This is a genomic window from Cohnella fermenti, assembly GCF_004801405.1.
In the GTDB taxonomy this organism is placed as follows: Bacteria; Bacillota; Bacilli; order Paenibacillales; family Paenibacillaceae; genus Cohnella; species Cohnella fermenti.
Genome location: NZ_SSOB01000031.1, coordinates 79,905 through 96,048 on the forward strand (window position 1 = coordinate 79,905; position 16,144 = coordinate 96,048).

The 16,144-nt window shown below is 60.5% G+C and carries 15 protein-coding genes; 14 read left to right on the plus strand and 1 reads right to left on the minus strand.

Annotated features, from left to right (window positions below):
• The first annotated feature begins 54 nt into the window (after positions 1–54).
• From E6C55_RS21920 to E6C55_RS21930, 3 genes are all read left to right on the plus strand, one after another.
• A complete protein-coding gene (locus E6C55_RS21920) occupies positions 55–1,053 on the plus strand; it encodes a Gfo/Idh/MocA family protein (RefSeq protein WP_230986810.1) in 999 nt (332 codons plus the stop codon).
• A gap of 26 nt (positions 1,054–1,079) precedes the next feature.
• Positions 1,080–2,078 carry a Gfo/Idh/MocA family protein gene (locus tag E6C55_RS21925; RefSeq protein WP_136371975.1) on the plus strand — a complete coding sequence of 333 codons (999 nt, stop codon included), beginning with the start codon at positions 1,080–1,082 and terminating at the stop codon, positions 2,076–2,078.
• A gap of 69 nt (positions 2,079–2,147) precedes the next feature.
• On the plus strand, positions 2,148–2,804 hold the full coding sequence (locus tag E6C55_RS21930) for an RraA family protein (protein WP_136371952.1): 657 nt from the start codon (positions 2,148–2,150) through the stop codon (positions 2,802–2,804).
• A gap of 150 nt (positions 2,805–2,954) precedes the next feature.
• Here the strand turns inward: E6C55_RS21930 and E6C55_RS21935 are convergent, their stop codons facing one another.
• Complete coding sequence (locus tag E6C55_RS21935; protein ID WP_168735802.1) at positions 2,955–3,746, minus strand: IclR family transcriptional regulator; 792 nt, start codon at positions 3,744–3,746, stop codon at positions 2,955–2,957.
• Between the two features lie 430 nt (positions 3,747–4,176).
• Here E6C55_RS21935 and E6C55_RS21940 point away from each other — a divergent pair, with 430 nt between their 5' ends.
• The 11 genes from E6C55_RS21940 (at position 4,177) to E6C55_RS21990 (ending at position 15,673) form a co-directional block, all read left to right on the plus strand.
• Positions 4,177–5,472, plus strand: a complete 1,296-nt coding sequence (locus E6C55_RS21940; RefSeq protein ID WP_136371954.1) for an ABC transporter substrate-binding protein — start codon at positions 4,177–4,179, stop codon at positions 5,470–5,472.
• An 82-nt stretch (positions 5,473–5,554) separates the two neighbouring features.
• Positions 5,555–6,439 (plus strand): carbohydrate ABC transporter permease, encoded by an 885-nt coding sequence (locus tag E6C55_RS21945; protein WP_136371955.1) that lies wholly within the window; start codon positions 5,555–5,557, stop codon positions 6,437–6,439.
• Positions 6,436–7,263: a carbohydrate ABC transporter permease gene (locus E6C55_RS21950; protein WP_136371956.1), complete on the plus strand. Its 828-nt coding sequence runs from the start codon at positions 6,436–6,438 to the stop codon at positions 7,261–7,263. Before E6C55_RS21945 ends, E6C55_RS21950 begins: the two co-directional genes overlap by 4 nt.
• A gap of 204 nt (positions 7,264–7,467) precedes the next feature.
• Positions 7,468–8,124 (plus strand): RraA family protein, encoded by a 657-nt coding sequence (locus E6C55_RS21955; RefSeq protein ID WP_136371957.1) that lies wholly within the window; start codon positions 7,468–7,470, stop codon positions 8,122–8,124.
• 87 nt (positions 8,125–8,211) lie between these two features.
• On the plus strand, positions 8,212–8,976 hold the full coding sequence (locus tag E6C55_RS21960; RefSeq protein ID WP_136371958.1) for an SDR family NAD(P)-dependent oxidoreductase: 765 nt from the start codon (positions 8,212–8,214) through the stop codon (positions 8,974–8,976).
• A 16-nt stretch (positions 8,977–8,992) separates the two neighbouring features.
• On the plus strand, positions 8,993–9,763 hold the full coding sequence (locus E6C55_RS21965; protein ID WP_136371959.1) for an SDR family NAD(P)-dependent oxidoreductase: 771 nt from the start codon (positions 8,993–8,995) through the stop codon (positions 9,761–9,763).
• Between the two features lie 54 nt (positions 9,764–9,817).
• Positions 9,818–10,774 (plus strand): fumarylacetoacetate hydrolase family protein, encoded by a 957-nt coding sequence (locus E6C55_RS21970; RefSeq protein WP_136371960.1) that lies wholly within the window; start codon positions 9,818–9,820, stop codon positions 10,772–10,774.
• Positions 10,771–11,613 carry an amidohydrolase family protein gene (locus E6C55_RS21975; protein ID WP_136371961.1) on the plus strand — a complete coding sequence of 281 codons (843 nt, stop codon included), beginning with the start codon at positions 10,771–10,773 and terminating at the stop codon, positions 11,611–11,613. The genes E6C55_RS21970 and E6C55_RS21975 overlap by 4 nt, the downstream gene beginning before the upstream one ends.
• 21 nt (positions 11,614–11,634) lie before the next feature.
• Positions 11,635–13,401, plus strand: coding sequence for an IlvD/Edd family dehydratase (locus E6C55_RS21980; RefSeq protein WP_136371962.1), 1,767 nt, complete (start codon positions 11,635–11,637; stop codon positions 13,399–13,401).
• The gene (locus E6C55_RS21985) at positions 13,398–14,447 is read left to right on the plus strand and encodes a Gfo/Idh/MocA family protein (RefSeq protein ID WP_230986811.1); all 1,050 of its coding nucleotides are present in this window, start codon (positions 13,398–13,400) and stop codon (positions 14,445–14,447) included. Before E6C55_RS21980 ends, E6C55_RS21985 begins: the two co-directional genes overlap by 4 nt.
• A gap of 14 nt (positions 14,448–14,461) precedes the next feature.
• Complete coding sequence (locus E6C55_RS21990) at positions 14,462–15,673, plus strand: GNAT family N-acetyltransferase (RefSeq protein WP_136371963.1); 1,212 nt, start codon at positions 14,462–14,464, stop codon at positions 15,671–15,673.
• The last annotated feature ends 471 nt before the right edge of the window (positions 15,674–16,144 follow it).

The window sequence follows — 16,144 nt, forward strand, 5'->3', positions numbered from 1 at the left end:
CGGCTTATAGGCGCAGGCCAACCCATCTATATAGATGAAGGGAGTTCCTCTTACATGATCAAAGTAGCGGTAGTCGGCTGCGGCGGCATGGGCAGCATCCATGCCGACCGCTATGCGTCGATGCCGGAAGCTTCGCTCGTCGGCGTGTGCGACGTGAACGAAGCGGCGGCGAAGGCGCTCGGGGATGCCGCCGGAGCCCCTTGGTTTGCTTCGATGGCAGCGATGCTGAAGAAGACAAAAGCCGAGGCGGTCAGCCTGGCGGTCCCGACGTATTTGCATGTTCCTCTATTGAAGGAAGCGGCGGACTGCGGCGTGCACGTGATCTGCGAGAAGCCGATCGCGCTGTCGGCGGCGGAAGCGGCGGAGGCGATCCGCTATTGCGAGGAGCGCGGCGTTCGGCTGTTCGTCGGGCACGTTGTGCGCTTCTTCCCGAACTACGAGCAGCTTGCGGGCAAGGTGCGCGAATTCGGCGGCGAGCGGGGCGGCGTTTACCATGCGAAGCGGGCGGGCAGCCACCCGGCTCTCGTGCAGCCCTGGTTCAAGGATGCGGATAAGAGCGGCGGCGTTATCTTCGATCTGATGATTCACGACATCGACTACGCGCTCGGCACGTTCGGCGAGGCGACGGAGGTGTTCGCGTTCAACAAGGTGACCGAGGAGATCGACTATGCGACGGCGACATTCCGCTTCAAGAACGGCACGATCGCGCAGCTCGAAGCGTTCTGGGGCTACCCGGGGCCGTTCCATACGTCGTTCGAGTACGCGGCGGCGGATGGCATCGTTCGGGGGGCGAGTACGGATTCGGAGAGCCTCAGCGTACGAGTCGCCGCGCCTCCGGGATCGGCATCCGGCTTCGTCGAGACGCCGCAGAGCGTGCTGCTCCGGGACCCTTATTACCGGGAACTGGCGCACTTTCTGGCCTGCATCGAGAGCGGCGGCGAGCCGATTGTGACGGCACAGGACGCGCTGCTCGCGGTGCGGTGGGCGGAAGCGGCGCAGGAATCGGCCCGCACCGGCCTGCCGGTCAGACTCGGAGAGGGGGCGGTACGATGAGCGGAAGGACGAGGAATGGAACCGCGATAAGGAAGCTGCGGATCGGCATGTTGAGTTTTGCTCATAGCCACGCGTTCGATTATTTGGACGGCCTGCTGCGGATGGAGAACGTCGAGGTTGCCGGCATCGCCGACGAAGCGCCGGAGCGGTCGAAGGAGCTGGCGGCGCGGCACGTCATTCCGTACTACGGGGATTACCGCGAGCTTCTGGCGGACGCTTCCATCGAAGCGGTCGTCGTCTGCTCGGAGAATGCCCGCCACGCGGAGCTGACGATCGCGTCCGCCAACGCCGGCAAGCACGTGCTGTGCGAGAAGCCGCTCGGCCTCGGCGTGCAGGAGATGGAGAGCATGATCGCCGCGTGCAAGGAAGCGGGAGTCGAGCTGATGACGGCATTCCCTTGCCGCTATCTGACTCCGGTCGTGCGGGCGAAGGAAGCGCTGGACCGCGGCGACATCGGCGAGATTCTGTCGTTCAAGGCGACGAACCGCGGCTCGTTCCCGGACATCCCGTGGTTCTCCGACAAGTCGCTCTCCGGCGGCGGCGCGGTGCTTGATCATACGGTCCATGCGATGGACCTGATGAACTGGTTCACGGGCGCAAGTCCGGCGAGCGTGTACGCGTATGCGGCGACGTTGTTCGATCCGGCGGGCAAGCGGACGATCGACGACGCGGGCATGGTTCACGTTACGTTCGACAACGGGGTCAGCGCGGTGCTCGATCCGAGCTGGTCGCGCAATCCCGGCTTCCCGACGTGGGGAGACGTCACGATGGACATCATTGGCACGAAGGGCGTCATCTCGATCGATGCCTTTAATCAGAAGAACAGCGTTTACGGGCGCATGTCCGGCAAGGGCGACTGGGCGTTCTGGGGCGACGACATGAACGCGCTGATGCTGGAGGCGTTCGTGAACGCCGTGCTGGAAGGCAAGCCGGTCCCGGTGACGGGAGAAGACGGCTTGCGCTCGGCTCGCGTGGCCCTGCGGGCATACGATTCCGTGAAGGCAGGCGCGCCTGTCAAGGTTTAATAGTTCGCGCTATCGCGTAATGCGGCTTCTCTGCCCAAACTACTTTTTCCCCAATGGAGGGTGACAACGATGAACGATCAACAACTGTTCGACCGCATGACCGAATCCTTGTACGCCGCGGTGATCTCCGACACGCTCGACGAGTTGGGCCACCGCAATCAGGTGATGAGGGAGAACATCAATCCGATTGATCCGAACTGGGTCGTGGCGGGCCGCGCGAAAACAATTCTGTCCGTGGACGTCCACTACATTCCGGACAACCCGTACGAGCAGGAGATTGCGGCGGTGGACAGCATCGAGCCGAACGAGGTCGTTATCGGCTGCACGAACGAGTCGCTGCAGAACGGGCTGTGGGGCGAGCTGCTCTCGACGGCCTCGAAGATGCGCGGGGCGCGCGGGGCGATCGTCGACGGCCTGATCCGCGACACGAAGAAGATACTGGAGCTGGGCTTCCCGGTGTTCGCGACGGGGACGAAGCCGGTCGATTCGCAGGGGCGCGGGCTCGTGATCCAGTACGACGTTCCGGTCAAGTGCGGCGGCGTTCTCGTTCATCCGGGCGACGTTATCTTCGGAGATCGGGACGGCATCGTCGTCATTCCGGCGGCCATTGTGGACGGGGTGGTGGAACGCGCGCTGGACAAGGCGACCCGGGAGAACCATACGCGCGACGAGCTGCTGCAGGGGCGGACGCTTCGCCAGGTGTACGACAAGTACGGGGTTCTGTAAGAGGGAGCTGTGCGTAAAAGAAATGATAGATTCAAGGCGGCTGAAGTTCGGACAAGGGATGGAGGGACAACGGAGGCGGGATGGACAAGAAGGCCAAGAGCAGAAGCGAAATCTGCTCTTGGCCGCCCTGCCATAAGCCGCTCGCCACCGTCATTTCGCCACATCCGAAGGGACAAATCCCAAGCGTTGAGAGATCTTGGAAGCTGCTTGGCGAACTTTCTCCCCGATCAACGGAATATCCTGCACCGGCAGCTCGCTGCGAAGGGCCGTGATACTGATCGCGCCGGTCAGCTTGCCGTCGTGGGAGAAGAAGGAAGAGCCGATGCAGCGTATGCCGGCTTCGCCTTCCTCATCCTCCACCGCATAGCCTTGTTTTCTCGCTAATGCAAGAATGGACTTGAATTCTTTGACGGAGGTCACTGTGTTCTCCGTCTTGGCTTGAAGTCCCTTCTCCTCAAGAATTCGGTCAAGCTCCCTATCGCTCAAATGGCTTGCGAGCGCTTTACCGACGCCTGAGACGTGCAGGGGCCATCTCTGGCCGACGTAGGTCGAGAACTTGACGAACGTGGGACTCTCGACTTTCTCCAGATACAAGGCTTCCCCTTGATCCAGAACGGCCAGGTGGACGGTGAAGCGCGTGTCGTGCGACAGTTCTTCCATGAACGGCTTCGCCTGCTCCCGAATATCCATCTTGTTCAGAATACTCTGTCCGAGATGAATGAAACGGTACCCTAGAGAATACTTGCCTTCTTCGTTCTTGACGATATAACGATGCTGATCCAGGGTGTTGAGGATGAAGAATGCGCTCGTCTTAGGCACTCCGACCATCTTGCACAGCTCGGACACGCCAAGCGGACTGTCGTGCTCCGCGAGCGTCTCAATGATGGCAAGGGCTTTCTCCAGCGAGGGTACGGTGTATTTTTTAGATGAGCTATCAACCACTTCGGCATCCTCCATTAAAACACTGTTTAATGATAAACGTCGGATCGGATATTTCCTTGGATTATGCTCTTATTGTAGGGGATTCTTAGGTAACTCGCAAGATGAATTGTGATTATAGAGGTTTTTTCAGGATTTAATGTGATTAAGAGAAAAAAAGGTTGGTATCGTCCTGAATGTGTTAATTATATGTAATCAAACATTACATAAAAAGAAAAAAATGTTGACAGGCGTTTGTGTCGACTCTAAAATGGGGATTAACATTACAAACGACGTTTAAAGATTGGGGGTATGGAAAGGAGAGGTCTATTCGGAGAATGCGCTACATGCAGCAAATCCGAACCGTTTACGAAGAAGAGAAGCTCGTCCTCCGCTTAACGAGAAGCTTCGGCAAGGGGAGAAGCAAAACCAACGACCGAGAGGAGAATTCGCAATGAGTAAAGTGAAGTTTGCTGCTTGGGGAACGGTAATGGCGTTATCGATGGGTCTCCTGTCCGCTTGCGGAGGGAATGATTCTTCCAATGATTCCAAGGCTTCCGGCGATGGCGGTTCCGGCGAAACGGTAGAGTTGTCCATGACGTTCGGAGCGACATTGCTTGGAGGAATCCAAGAAGATTTGATCAAGGAATTCGAGAGCTCTCACCCGAACATCAAGATCAAGGCCGAATCTCTGCCCGACAGCGGGATCTTCGACACGCTCAGAACGCGTATCTCGTCCGGAGACGTTCCGGACATGTACCAAATCAATATCGGACATGTCACCACGACGCTGGCGGAGGACAATGGCTACTTAGCGGACCTGAGTTCGTATGAGTCCATGGCCAACTATTCCGATTCGATTCGGGAAGCGACCAAGACCGCAAAGGGCACGCAGGCGCTGTTCACCATGGGCGTAGGCGTTCTAGGGCTTGCCTATAATAAGGACCTCCTGGCGGACGTCGGCTATAACGAGCCTCCCAAGACATGGGACGAGTTCATGGATCTCGGCGAGAAGCTGAAGGCCAAGGGAATCGACCTCTTCGCTTACGGCGGTAAAGACGAGACGGCGATCGGCAACGTGTTTCATTGGGCTTTCGGCGAATATGCGGTGAAGGATGCCGCGTTCAAGGAAGCTTACCTCAATAACAAAGTCGATTGGACCAACGCCGATTATCGCGCCATGCTGAAGGAAGGCTTCGAGCGCTTTAACGAGTTGAATGCCTACGTCCGCACGGGCAGCTTCACCAACGACGGCTCCTTCGCTCAACAAGCGTTCGCCGAAGGCGACGTCGCCATCATTCTAAGCGGCACATGGGAGTCCGGCCCGCTTCACAACCTTAACCCGGATCTGAATCTCGGCTTCATGAATATGCCCTATGCTCCGGAAGATCAGAATGCCTATATCTTCATTCCGGAGGACGGACTGGCGGTTAACGCGAAGAGCCCTCATCAAGAGGAGATCAAGACGTTCCTCAACTGGTTGTTCAGCAAGGAGACCTATGCCAAGATTCAGCAAGCGAAAGGATCCTTCTCGGCCATGCCGGGCGTCGGAGAGCTTGATCCATCGTATGTCGACGTTCCGAATTGGCTGGACACGGGCCGGGTCATCTCGTTCGCGAACACCGGTCCCATACCGAGCCCGACGTGGATAGCGCTTGGCAATGCGGCGCAGGAGTACACCTTCAAGGGAGATCTGGACAAAGTGATCGACAAATTCATCGCGGCTTACGACAATACCAAATCCAGTTGAATCTGGTCCTTCTAGCGACGCGATCGGCGCACGATTGGACGACCGGTCGCGTCGAATCTTAGAGAGGCCGAGGGGGTACGCCATGCAGAGGAAAATCTACCTGTCGGGATTGGTTTTTATGGCCCCGATCACGATCATTATCTTCGTATTCCTGGTTTACCCGATCCTGCAATCGATGTTCTACAGTCTAACGGACTGGACGGGGGTCGGCGGCTATCGATTCATCGGCTTGTCCAACTATACGGACATATTCAAGGATGAAGGCTTTACCGACGCTCTTAAGCGAACGTTGTTTATTGGCCTGACAACCGCAGTTCTCGCCAACTTGTTTGGACTCTTCTTCGCGGTGCTGCTGGATCAATCGTTGAAGACCAAGAACGTCTTGCGCGCTTTATTCTACATTCCCAACGTCATTCCGACCGTCGTTGCGGCTTTTGTCTGGAGATACATTCTGGACAGCAATACGGGAATGCTCAATAAAGGGCTGGTAGCGCTCTTCGGAGAGAAAGGCTCGATCCTTTGGCTCGATTCTCCGGATTACGTCGTTTATACCATTATCGGCATCACGGTATGGGCGATGTGGGGGCCGATTCTTATCATTTATCTGGCGGCGCTTCAAGGAGTGCCGCATGAGATGAAGGAAGCGATGATGATAGACGGGGCCACGAAGCGGCAAAGCTTCGTTCATCTGACGCTGCCGATGATCGCTCCCGGGATAACCGTCAACGTATTGATCGGTCTCGCGAACGGGCTTCGCATCTTCGATCTTCCGTTTGCCCTGACGGGCGGCGGTCCGGCCGGGGCAAGCGAGACGCTCTCCGTGAAGATTTACCGTTATGCCTTCTCGTCAACGGAGCTGTCCTACGGCTTGTCGGCTTCCTTCATCCTGACGGTGATCGCGCTTGTTGTCACCTTCTTCTTCATTGCCTTGTCCAGAAAATACGAGAAAGGAACGATTGGCGGATGAGACAAAAACGTCATTTATTGTTGGAACTGGGCGTTATCCTTCTTGCGGTCATCGTCTCCGTTCCGTTATATCTGGTGTTGATCAACGCGTTCAAGCCGCATCCGGAGATCGTCAAGCATCCGCTGTCGTTCCCCAGGTTCGAGGTCGGCTTCGACAACATGGTCAACGCGTTCGAGAAGATGGATATCGTGAAGGCATACGGGACGACGTTCGCGATCGGAGCCGTGGCGATGTTCATCGCCGTAGGACTGGGAGCCTTGGCTGCCTATGCGGTATCGCGGCTCAAGCACCCTTTCTTTAGCTCCATGTATTGGTTCTATACCGCTTGCATACTCATTCCGATCCAATCCGCGCTTATTCCGCTCGTCTTGCTGCTGCGGGATCTGCATCTGCAGAACTCGATCTTCGGCATCTCCTTCATTTACGGTGCGATGCTGGCTCCCTTCTGCATCTTCATGTACAGCGGCTTCATGCGGTCCATCCCGTATGAGCTCGAGGAGTCTGCCTATTTGGATGGCTGTTCGACGTTCCGGACTTTTTTTCAGATCATCCTTCCGCTTATCTTGCCTGTCACCGCATCGCTGATTATCGTGCAATTCATCTCGGTGTGGAACGACTTGCAATTGCCGCTCGTCTTGCTCAACTCTGTGGATCATCCGACGGTCAGCATCAGCTTGTACAAGTTCTTCGCAAGCCGTAACATGAGCGATCTAAGCCTCCTGTTCGGGGGGATCATGCTGACTCTGCTCCCGATCATGATCCTGTTCATCAGTTTCCAGCGTTACTTCGTGAAGGGACTGTCTACCGGGGCGGTCAAAGGATAAAACGATGACCAAACGATTCCGGACGCGGAGGCGGACGGAGAGGGGCGATCTGAACCATGCGAGGCATGGATGAAGCTTCAAGGATTCGAACAATAGCGGCGGCGTCATTCGCGATCGGATGATCCACGATATCGATTATATAATAGGGGCTAAGGGTTAGCTTGTCGATCCGCACTAACTATGATTGCATGGAGGAATGTATGTATGAACGATCAGGAACTGTTTGACCGAATGAGTGAATCTCTATACACCGCGGTCATCTCCGACACGCTCGATGAATTGGGCTACCGCAATCAGGTGATGAGGGAGAATATCAATCCGATCGATCCGAGCTGGGTCGTTGCGGGCCGCGCGAAGACCATTCTGTCCGTGGACGTCCACTACATTCCGGAGAACCCGTACGAACAGGAGATTGCGGCGGTGGACAGCGTCAAGCCGAACGAGGTGGTCATCGGTTGTACGAACGAGTCGCTGCAGAACGGGCTGTGGGGAGAGCTGCTGTCGACGGCCTCGAAGATGCGCGGGGCGCGCGGGGCGATCGTCGACGGGCTGATCCGCGACACGAAGAAGATACTGGAGCTGGGCTTCCCGGTGTTCGCGACGGGGACGAAGCCGGTCGATTCGCAGGGGCGCGGGCTGGTCATTCAGTACGATGTGCCGGTAAAGTGCGGCGGCGTGCTCGTGAATCCGGGCGATGTGATCTTCGGAGATCGGGACGGCATCGTCGTCATCCCGGCCACGATCGCGGACGAGGTGGCAGGGCGCGCGCTGGACAAGGCGACCCGCGAGAACCATACGCGAGACGAACTGCTGCAGGGGCGGACGCTTCGCCAGGTGTACGACAAGTACGGCGTGCTGTAGGGAAGGGACGAGGCGGGGGCTGCAAGGGAGCTACGTCTTCAGCCGCTTAACGGTTGCAGGACGAAGGGCTGAAGGAGGCGATAGTCAATGAGATTGCAAGGCAAGCGTGCGCTCGTGACCGGCGCGGCGCGGGGAATCGGGCTGGGCATCGCGAAGCGGTTCCTCGAAGAGGGGGCGAGCGTCGTGCTGCTGGATCGCAGCGAGGCAGAGCTGATCGCGGCGTGCTCGGAGCTGGAGAAGCTGGCTCCGGGCCGGACGGCGATGGAGGTGTGCGATCTTCGGGACACAAGCAGCTTGGAGCAATGTGCGGAGAACGCGTTCTGCCGGTTCGGAGGCGTGGATATTCTGGTCAACAATGCGGGGATCGCTTATCGCGAGCCGTTCCTGTCCATCTCGCGCGACCATTGGGACGCGGTGTTCGACATCAACGTGCACGCGGCGTTCCGGCTCGGGCAATTGGCGGCGGCTCGGATGATTGCGCAGGGCACCGGCGGCTCGATTGTGAACATGAGCTCGAAGAACGGCCTGGCGGGGAGCGGCGAGCTGGCGCACTACAACGCGTCGAAGGCGGCGGTCGTGCTGCTGAGCGAATCGATGGCGGTCGAGCTAGCGCCGCATCGCATCCGCGTGAACGCGGTGGCGCCGGGCTTCGTCGACACGCCGCTGGACCGCAAGCTGCGCGAGGAGTCGAACCTGCCCGCCTGCTCGGAGCACACGCCGATGAAGCGGGGCGGGACGATCGAGGAGATCGCTAATGTTTTTCTGTTCCTGGCGTCGGAGGAGGCGTCGTACGTCACCGGCTCTACGATCCGCGTCGACGGCGGCCACCTGGCGAACGGGAGCGAGCTGTGAAGGAGGAAGGATAACGATGCGTCTTCAGAATAAAGTTGCCATTATAACCGGAGCGGGCTCCGGCATTGGGCGGGCATCGGCGCTATTGTTCGCGAAGGAGAGCGCGGCGGTTGTGATTGCGGATGCCGACGCCCGAGGCGGCGCGGCAGTTGCCGAACAGATTCGCGAAGCCGGAGGCAAATCGCTCTTCATCCATGGAGACATCTCGGAATTGGACGGCGCGAGCGAGATGGCCCGCAAGGCGATCGAGACATTCGGCAAGATCGATATACTCTTCAATAATGCGGGCGTCAGCGGTGTCGGAGTTCTGCACGAGATCGAGCCGGAGGCATGGGACCGCGTTATGAAGGTGAACGTGCGCGGCGTGTATATGAGCTGCAAGGCGACGGTTCCCTATATGATGGAGAAGCGCGGCGGCTCGATCATTAATATGTCGTCGAGTATCGCGGAGATTGGCGTTAAGGAGCGGGCATCCTACACGGCTTCGAAGGGAGCCGTGCTGGCGCTGACGAAGGCGATGCAGGTTGACTACGCGCCTTATGATATTCGAGTGAACGCGCTGCTGCCGGGAACGATCCTCACGCCGTTCGTCGAGGGCTACCTTGAGAAGTCGCCGGATCGCGAGGCGGCCATCGCCTCGATCAAGAGCCGGCAGCTCAGCGGCGAGCTCGGCCGGCCGGAGGACGTCGCCATGGCGGCGCTGTTCCTCGCCTCGGACGAGTCGCGCTTCGTGATGGGCTCGCCGTTCTATGTCGACGGCGGGCTCATTCACGGGAAGAATGCGTAGCGGCGGTTAGTCCGGATTTGTGCACATGACTATTTACCACAGGAGGACCGCGAGATGAAGCTGCTCAACTACTATAACGGCGACAATGAGCTTCGAATGGGAGTCGTGACGGACAAGGGGGTTGTCGACGTCGAACAGGCGCTGGCGGCCAGCCCGACGAGCCTGCAAGTGCCGACGACGGTGCGCGAGGTGCTAAGCGGCGGGCAAGCGGCGCAGGACACGCTGGGGCATTACATCGCAGGCTTGAATATCACCAGCTTGAACATTGCCGGCTCGAATACGGCCAATCTGCCGCAGACTGACAGCGCCGGCTGGCTGAAGCAAGAGGACGAGCTCACCCTCGCCCCCTGCGTCGCCGACCCCGGCAAAATCATCTGCATCGGCCTCAACTACCGCCGCCACGCCGAAGAGACGAACATGCCGATCCCGACGTTCCCGATTCTGTTCAACAAATTCGAGAATACGCTGAATGGTCACGGTCGTACGGTCGCGCTGCCGGCGAACTCGACCAAAGTCGATTACGAGGCGGAGCTGATCGTCGTCATCGGCAAGAACGCGAAGAACGTCTCCGAAGACGAGGCGCTCGACTATATTTTCGGCTATTGCAACGCCAACGACCTGTCCGCCCGCGACCTGCAATTCCGCACCAGCCAATGGCTGACCGGCAAGTCGTGCGACGGCTTCTCGCCGATCGGCCCGTATCTCGTCACCGCGGACGAGGTCGGCGACCCGAATGCGCTGGGTATCCGCTGTCTCGTGAACGGCGAGGTGCGCCAGAGCTCCAACACGGCGGATATGATCTTTAACGTGAAGCAGATCGTAAGCTGCGTGTCGCAGGTCATGACGCTGAAGCCGGGCGATCTTATTATGACGGGCACGCCGGAGGGCGTCGTCATGGGCTATCCCGAGGACAAGCAGGTGTACCTCCAGCCGGGAGACGTCGTCACGATCGAGATCGAGAAGCTCGGCAGTCTCACGAACACGATGGTATCGGAGGTGGCTCTCGGATGATTTTCGACAGTCATACTCATCTCTTCGGACCGGGCATGGTGTCGGGTCCTTCCGACCAAGCGATCAAGCGCGCCTGGGGGCCGAATATGAACGTCCTCGCCACTCCGGACATGCACCGAGACAACCTCAAGGGCTTCCGCGGCTCGATCGTGCTCGCCTTCGCGGGCAACGCTACCGGCATGGTCGTGCCCAACGGGTACGTGGCGGACTATTGCCGGACCGATCCGGACCGGCTGTTCGGCTTCGCCAGCGTCGATCCGAACAACCTGAACTGCGTAACCGAGTTCGAGACGGCGATCCGCGAGCTGAAGCTGAGGGGGCTCAAGCTTGGCCCGATCTACCAGAACTTCTACCCGGACGCCAAGGAGCATTATGCGCTGTATGCCAAGGCGGACGAACTGAACGTTCCGATTCTGTGGCACCAGGGCACGTCGTTCGTTCCGGAAGGTTACCTCGATGCGTCGAGGCCGGCGATGCTGGACCCGATTGCCAGGACATTCCCCCGGTTGAAAATGATCATAGCGCATATGGGCCATCCGTGGGTGGACGAGTGCATCTCGTTAGTGCGCAAGCATCCGAACCTGTACATGGACCTGTCCGCTCTCGGCGGCCGGCCCTGGCAATTCTATAACGCGCTCGTGTCGGCGCTCGAATACGGCGTCCAGGACAAAATCCTGTTCGGCTCCGACTACCCGTTCTTCACGACACAGATGACGATCGACTCGCTGCTGCGCGTGAACGAGCTGGCCGAGGGGACGAAGCTGCCGCGCGTGCCGGACAGCGTCATCGAAGCGATTCTGCACCGGCCGACGCCGGAGCTGCTCGGACTGGTCAACTAAGCGGAAGGGAAGAGAGCGGCCATGGCAACCAAGGAAGACGAGCAAGGCGGGCGGAACGGTGCGGTGCAAGCGGACGGTCGGCTGAAGAGCGAGAAGTACTTCCAGGAGAAGGATCTGTGGGGGTTCATTCATCGCTCGTTCACGAAGTCGATGGGCTACACCGAGGAGGATCTGCGCAAGCCGGTCATCGGCATCTGCAACACGTTCAGCGAGCTGAACAAGTGCCATTCGCACTTTAACGAACTGGTCGACTATGTCAAGAGAGGGGTTTGGCAGGCGGGCGGCGTTCCGATGGAGTTCCCGACGATCTCGATCGGCGAGCCTTACATCAAGCCGACGTCGATGCTGCTGCGCAATCTGATGGCGATGGACACCGAGGAGATGATGAGGGCGCATCCGATCGACGGCGTCGTGCTGCTCGGCGGCTGCGACAAGACGGTTCCGGCCCAGCTCATGGCGGCGGCCAGCGTCAACATTCCGGCGATTGTCCTGACCGGCGGGCCGATGCTGAACGGGCGGAAGAACGGCCGCTCGCTCGGCGCCTGCACCGATTGCTACGGCTTCACGCTGGAGCATAAGGCGGGCAACATCACGGACGAGGAGCTGGCGAGCGCCGAGAATTCGGTGTGCCGCAGCGACGGCCACTGCCAGGTGATGGGCACGGCGAGCACGATGGCTTCGATCGCGGAGGCGCTCGGCATGGCGCTGCCGGGGTGCGCGGCCATTCCGGCCCCGGACAGCCGCAGGCGGCACATGGCGGAGCGGACGGGCAAGATGATTGTCGAGCTCGTGCGCCGGGACATTCGACCTCGCGAGATTATGACGGAAGCCGCCTTGGAGAATGCAATCACAGTCACGATGGCCAGCGGGGGCTCGACGAATGCGATCATTCACCTGGTGGCGCTCTCGCAGCGGCTGGGCCGCAAGCTTCCGCTCGAGGTGTTCGATGCGATCAGCTCGAGGACGCCGTTTATTCTGAACCTGCGTCCTTCCGGCAAGTACCAGATGGAAGAGTACTTCGAGGCCGGGGGCGTGCCTGCTTTAATGAAGGAACTCGAGTCGCATCTCCACCTGGACTGCCTGACGGTGACCGGCGGGACGGTGCGGGACAACCTGCGGGGCGCGGAGACGTTGGACCGCGACGTCATTCGGACGGCTGCCGAACCGCTCGGCAGCCAGGGCGGCGTCGTTGTGCTGCGCGGCAACCTTGCGCCGAATGGCTCGCTCATCAAGCAGACGGCGGTGTCCGAGCATCTGAAGCGGCATACGGGGCGGGCGGTTGTGTTCGAGAGTCCGGCGGACATGGAGGCGAGAATCGACGATCCGGAGCTGGACGTGGACGAGAACAGCGTGCTCGTGCTCAAGAACGCAGGCCCGAAGGGGGCGCCGGCGATGCCGGAGATCGGGCAGATTCCGATTCCGAAGAAGCTGCTTGTGCAGGGAGTGCGCGACATGGTGCGCATCTCGGACGCACGGATCAGCGGCACGTCGTACGGTGCGCTGATCGTTCACGCGGCGCCGGAAGCGGCGGTCGGCGGCAACCTCGCGCTTGTGCAGGACGGCGACGAGATCGAGCTGGACATTGCGGCGCGCCGGCTCGAGTTGAAGGTGTCGGACGCGGAGCTGGCGGAGCGAAGGAAGCGGTGGCAGGCTCCGCAGTCTCATTACGACCGGGGCTATGGGCTGCTCTTCCACGAGCGTGTGCTGCAGGCGGACCTCGGCTGCGACTTCGACTTCCTGCTGCCGAAGGAGCTGCGGGAGGAGCTGCTGGGGGCGGGCGGAGAATGAGCGGAAGGGCGATGCTGCCGGGTGGGGTCAGCCGCGCGGGGCAGGCAGCTCTACGGCTGGCGATTGTCGGGACGGACACTTCGCATTCGGCCGCCTTCGCGCAATTGCTGTTCGACCGCACGCACCCGTATCATGTACCGGGCGCGCGAGTCGCGGCCGCCTATCCCGGAGGTTCGCCGGATATTGAGCTGAGCCGGTCCAGGGTGGACGGCTTCGCCGCACGGCTGCGGGATGAATTCGGGGTTCGGCTCGCTGCGACTCCGGAGGAAGCGGCGGACGGTGCGGATGCGGTGCTGCTGCTCTCCGCCGACGGGAGGCAGCATCTTGAGTTGTTCCGGCGCGTTGCGAAGCCGGGACGCCCGGTATTCGTCGACAAGCCGCTGGCGACGACTTACCGGGATGCCCGGGAGCTTGCGAAGCTGGCGGCGGCGCTTGGCGTTCCGCTGCTTAGCGGCTCGGCGCTTCGCTATGCCGAGGATATGGTCGCCGGTCTCGAGCGGGTCGGCGGCCGGGAGGCGATGATCGGCGCCGATTGCTACGGACCGATTGCGATGGATGCGGCGCTCGGCGGGTATCTCTGGTACGGCATCCACGCGGCGGAGATGCTGTACGCCGCGATGGGGACGGGCTGCGAGCGGGTGACGGCGGTAGCGGCGGGCGGCAGCAGCGGCGACGGGCAGTTGGTGGTCGGCAACGGGCGAATGGCGGGCGGCAACGGCGGCAACGGCGGCAGCGGGCGATTGGCGGGCGAGCATCTGGTCGGTGTCTGGAAGGACGGCCGGGTCGGCACGATGCGAGGCAGCTACTCGGGTGCGGAGTTCGGAGCCGTCCTGCACCGGGAAGCGGCAAGCTGTTATATGCGGGTCAAGCCGGAGTCCAGGCCGTTCTATGCGAGCCTGCTGGAGCGGGTCATTCCGTTTCTGCGCGGAGATGAGGTTCCGGGTCTGCCGACGGTGGACGAGACGCTGGAGATCATCCGTTTCCTCGAAGCCGCCAATCTCAGCCGCGAGCGCGGACGCACGGTCCGGCTGGACGAGATCGAGTAGAGGGGGCGGAAGGGATGGCGGGTATCGTGAAGCTGGTTGCCCCGGAGAGGCTGGGCGAGGCCGCGGCATTGGCGGATCGCGTCTTTCGCGGGGGCGAGACGTTTATGGGGAGGGCTTTTCCCGCGATTTTCGACGGGAGGCTGGCGTGCTCCTACGGGGTCCATGAAGGAGATCGACTGGCCGCCTTCCTTGGCCTTGTGCCGAGCGAGCTGCGAATCGGACCGGCCAGCGTGCCGCTGTTCTCGATCGGCGCCGTCTGCACGGCGCCCGAGTCGCGCGGGCGAGGCTATGCGAGCGCTCTGCTCGGCGAGGCATTCCGCCATATCGACGAAGCGGGAGGCTCGCTGCTGTTCGTCTCCGGAGCGCTGCCGATCTATCGCCGCAGCGGCTGTCATCCGTTCGGAGGCATCAGACGCTATCGCGTGAACGGCGGCATGGCGGGGGCGGAGACAGGTGCGGGGGCAGGTGTGGGGACAAGTGCGGGGACAAGTGCGGATATGGAGCCGGCCTTCGAGTGGAGGGAGCTGCTGCGGGCGGACCTGCACCGGCTGCAAGCGTTGGCCGAGCGGAGCGAAGCTCGCTATGGGAGAAGCTTGGCCGAGACGGCGGCGCTTCTCCATTCGGCCTCCCTCGCGGGAATCTATCGGATGGAGCAGAAGACGCTGCTTGGTCTGCGAGACGGCAAGGCGACGGCCTTTATCGTCATCGCCGTTCCCGGAGAGAAGCCTGCGGAGACGGCGCCGTTCGTCGTCGAATGGGGCGGCGATGCGGCGGATGCCGTGAGGCTTATGGCCGAGTCCGTTGTCCATTATTCGCCGAAGGACGGACTCGAAGCGTTCGTTCCGTGGCAGGAGCGCGAGCTGATGCGAGCGCTGGAACAGTTGGCGAATCGTGAGGGGACAGCGGAGGTGGTGGAAGCGGAGGCGAAGCACTCCGGCACGGTCCGCGTCGGCAGCGCGAACCGGCTCTGGGAGCAGCTTCGGCCTTATCTGGCCGCCCGCGACTCCGGAGCTTCGGCGCAGGTCGAGGTCGCGGATGCGCCGGGCGATTCGGGCGCCGCGGACGTGACGGCGGCGGGCGAGACTCGCCGTCTGGACGCGGAGCGCCTGATCTCCTTCCTGTTCGATCCGGCCTCCGAGGCGCGGTCCGCGTTCGCGCGCTCCGATCTGCTCGCACGGCTGCTGCCGATCCCGTTGCCGTATCCGTCGGGCTTGAGCTTCGTATAGGGGAAGACGGCACAATTCGGAGACTGTCCCGCTGGGGCCGGTCTCTTTTTTGTGCCTTGCGATTTCGGCGGTTTTATGCGGAATTTCACATGCAGATCGTGGTGAGGCTCGATGTCATGCGCAATTTATGCGGTTTTTCATATTCATTCGGTGCTGGACGTCGCTTTTTTCGGAATGAGTGTGGTTTTTAGTATAAAAACGGACATCGGAGGCGGCAGGGGAGCGATTGTATGCGGTTTTTAGCATAAAAGCAGGCATTGGAGGCTGTCCGGCGGCGATTGTATACGGTTTTTCAGGCTGTTGAATAACCCCTTATGAAACAGGTTGCAGGTACGAAAATGAGACGAACAGCAAAGAAGTGGCCCCCACCCAACTCTCGTCTTGCCTGGTTGGCAAGGTATCGAGCTATCTTTTTCAGATTTTGGGCAAACGCCGTCAGGAGAGCCTGCTCTTGCATCTTGGCTCTCCCTC

Excerpts from the sequence above, each read along its gene's own strand:
- E6C55_RS21950 (WP_136371956.1), top strand. The coding sequence starts at position 6,436 with ATGAGACAAAAACGTCATTTATTGTTGGAACTGGGCGTTATCCTTCTT.
- E6C55_RS21975 (WP_136371961.1), top strand. The coding sequence starts at position 10,771 with ATGATTTTCGACAGTCATACTCATCTCTTCGGACCGGGCATGGTGTCG.
- E6C55_RS21920 (WP_230986810.1), top strand. The coding sequence starts at position 55 with ATGATCAAAGTAGCGGTAGTCGGCTGCGGCGGCATGGGCAGCATCCAT.
- E6C55_RS21940 (WP_136371954.1), top strand. The coding sequence starts at position 4,177 with ATGAGTAAAGTGAAGTTTGCTGCTTGGGGAACGGTAATGGCGTTATCG.
- E6C55_RS21985 (WP_230986811.1), top strand. The coding sequence starts at position 13,398 with ATGAGCGGAAGGGCGATGCTGCCGGGTGGGGTCAGCCGCGCGGGGCAG.
- E6C55_RS21965 (WP_136371959.1), top strand. The coding sequence starts at position 8,993 with ATGCGTCTTCAGAATAAAGTTGCCATTATAACCGGAGCGGGCTCCGGC.
- E6C55_RS21945 (WP_136371955.1), top strand. The coding sequence starts at position 5,555 with ATGCAGAGGAAAATCTACCTGTCGGGATTGGTTTTTATGGCCCCGATC.
- E6C55_RS21980 (WP_136371962.1), top strand. The coding sequence starts at position 11,635 with ATGGCAACCAAGGAAGACGAGCAAGGCGGGCGGAACGGTGCGGTGCAA.
- E6C55_RS21960 (WP_136371958.1), top strand. The coding sequence starts at position 8,212 with ATGAGATTGCAAGGCAAGCGTGCGCTCGTGACCGGCGCGGCGCGGGGA.
- E6C55_RS21930 (WP_136371952.1), top strand. The coding sequence starts at position 2,148 with ATGAACGATCAACAACTGTTCGACCGCATGACCGAATCCTTGTACGCC.
- E6C55_RS21955 (WP_136371957.1), top strand. The coding sequence starts at position 7,468 with ATGAACGATCAGGAACTGTTTGACCGAATGAGTGAATCTCTATACACC.
- E6C55_RS21990 (WP_136371963.1), top strand. The coding sequence starts at position 14,462 with ATGGCGGGTATCGTGAAGCTGGTTGCCCCGGAGAGGCTGGGCGAGGCC.
- E6C55_RS21970 (WP_136371960.1), top strand. The coding sequence starts at position 9,818 with ATGAAGCTGCTCAACTACTATAACGGCGACAATGAGCTTCGAATGGGA.